The 1,095-nt window shown below is 72.8% G+C and carries 1 protein-coding gene and 1 pseudogene; both read right to left on the reverse strand.

Annotation, left to right across the window (positions count from 1 at the left end; genetic code table 11):
• A pseudogene (locus H0488_RS24835) lies at positions 1 to 202 on the reverse strand (hypothetical protein); the annotation flags it as partial.
• Positions 157 to 1,095: peptide chain release factor 1 (gene prfA, locus H0488_RS23345; RefSeq protein WP_183101546.1), on the reverse strand; the 939-nt coding region annotated here is incomplete at its 5' end. The pseudogene H0488_RS24835 and the gene prfA, both read right to left, overlap by 46 nt.

A 1,095-nucleotide genomic window follows, 5' to 3' on the forward strand; every position in this document is an offset into this window, starting at 1 on the left:
CCGCCGCCGCGGCGGCGGGCACCTCGGCGACCAGCGGCAGCCGCGCCCGCGAGGTGTCGAGGGCGTGCGCGAGCAGCTCGTCGGCGTCGTGCTCGGGGCTGGCGACGCCGGCTGCACGCAGCCGCTCCGCGGCCGCGGCGACCAACGCCCGGGGTGTCACTCGAGGGCCTCGAGCCGGGCGGCCATGTCGGCGTCGACGCACGAGTCGAGCACGGGCTGGAGATCGCCGTCGAGGACCTGGTCGAGGTTGTAGGCCTTGTAGCCGGTGCGGTGGTCGGAGATCCGGTTCTCTGCGAAGTTGTAGGTGCGGATCCGCTCGGAGCGGTCGACGGTGCGGACCTGGCTCCGTCGGGCCGCGCTGGCCTCGGCGTCGGCCGTCTCCTGGGCGGCAGCCAGCAGCCGCGCGCGCAGGATCCGGAGCGCCTGCTCCTTGTTCTGCAGCTGGCTCTTCTCGTTCTGGCAGCTGACGACGATGCCGGTCGGCACGTGGGTGATCCGGACCGCCGAGTCGGTGGTGTTGACGCTCTGGCCACCCGGACCGCTGCTGCGGAAGACGTCGATCCGCAGGTCGTTGTCGTTGATCTCGACCTCGACGGCCTCGGCCTCCGGCACCACGAGCACGCCGGCGGCGCTGGTGTGGATGCGTCCCTGGGACTCGGTGACGGGGACCCGCTGGACGCGGTGGACGCCGCCCTCGAACTTGAGCAGGCCGTACGGCGCCTGACCGGGCTCCGAGCTGCCGCCCTTCACGGCCATGGTCACCGACTTGTAGCCCCCGAGGTCGGACTCCGCCGCGTCGAGGATCTCGGTCTTCCAGCCGCGCTGCTCGGCGTAGCGGGTGTACATCCGCAGCAGGTCGCCGGCGAACAGCGCGCTCTCGTCACCGCCCTCCCCCGACTTCACCTCGAGGATCGCGTCCTTGTCGTCGGCGGGGTCGCGCGGCACGAGCAGCCGGCGGAGCCGTTCGGCGGCCTCCTCCTGCTGAGCGCGCAGCGAGGTGACCTCCTCGGCGAAGGTCGGGTCGTCGGCGGCCAGCTCCTCCGCGGCGCCGGCGTCGTCGCCGTACTGCTGCCACTCACGCCAGGCGCTGATGAT

Origin of the sequence: Nocardioides pelophilus, from assembly GCF_014180685.1 — a bacterium.
Taxonomy (GTDB): Bacteria; Actinomycetota; Actinomycetes; order Propionibacteriales; family Nocardioidaceae; genus Nocardioides; species Nocardioides pelophilus.